The 1,171-nt window shown below is 56.7% G+C and carries 1 protein-coding gene; it reads right to left on the reverse strand.

Going from position 1 to position 1,171, the window contains the following annotated elements:
• Nucleotides 1–110: 110 nt before the first annotated feature.
• Complete coding sequence (locus NW828_RS13800; RefSeq protein WP_414374847.1) at nucleotides 111–980, reverse strand: M48 family metallopeptidase; 870 nt, start codon at nucleotides 978–980, stop codon at nucleotides 111–113.
• Between the last annotated feature and the right edge of the window lie 191 nt (nucleotides 981–1,171).

Raw genomic sequence — 1,171 nt, forward strand, 5'->3', positions numbered from 1 at the left:
CGGTCGATTGGGGGTGCTGTAAACCACCCCAGAGGCTCGTGGTTGGCTTGCCAACTGCAGGGCTACTAAAAGCCCGCTCTGTACTGCTTTAGCGGTCGGAGTCGGGTAGTTTACGAAGCAGCCGTTGACGTCCGCGGTGCGGAGCCCAATCCCTGGAGCTCCAGGATCTGCTGATAGGTGTTGCTGCGGAACCAACGCTCGATTTCTCTGGCCCGCAGCACCGGCAGCGGATGGGTGCGCCCCACAGTTTGCATCTGCTTCAGCTCCATCTGCCACAGATCCCCGTCCAGCTCGTCGTAAGTACGGGCCTGCTCCAAAAAGGCGTCCACGTTCAGCTTGGGGGCCAATTGCGGGGATCCCCCACACAATTTCATCAACACCGAGATCACCGTCTTGGCATCTTGGGCTACCAACAGCGCCGCCCGGTCACAGGTAAACTCAGCACACCGCAGCCAGTGCATCAGTTGATCCTGCAACGCCTGATAAAACAACCCCCCGAAGGGGAGCAAGCTGGTGGAGAGCATGAGAATGTTGGCCATCGTCAAGTAGACCCCGTGATTGCACTTCAAGTGGCCCAACTCATGAGCGATCACGGCCTGAATTTCCGGCGGCTCCAACAGATCCAGCAGAGAGCTGTGCAAGACAATGAAGGGCTTTTTCCCCTGCATGGCAAAGGTGTAAGCATTGGGCGTGGGGTTCTGCCGCACGTAGAGCTGGGGCACCTCCAGATCCAAGATGCGACAGGCCTGCACCAAAAGCTGATGAATTTCCGGCAACTGATGCTCGTTAATTTGGATACTAGAAGCAATGTTGTCCAGATAAAATATCTGTCCTGCCGTTGAGCCAAGCCAATTTTGAATCAGCAGGCCCAGCCCCGGCACTTGCTGCAGAGAGCGGGTGGCTTGCAGATCCACGGGATGACGAAATTGGTCGGCCCGCAGGCCCAACAGAATGCGAGGTTCTCGTTGAATGGACGACATAGACAATAGACAACAGAGGGAGAAAGGACTTCGGTTACAACTCGTAGGGCACAAACTGGCGGTGGCGATTCAACAAAAATAGCCGCTCCGGCGGCGGATCCGGCAGGGTCGGCTTGTCAGCTAGAAATCGCAGGAGCCCCGCACTGTACCCGTAGGGTCAGTGTCGGGAGGAATGCGGAAGTTATGATAGA

Origin of the sequence: Synechococcus sp. W55.2 (assembly GCF_047461635.1) — a bacterium.
Lineage (GTDB): Bacteria > Cyanobacteriota > Cyanobacteriia > Thermostichales > Thermostichaceae > Thermostichus.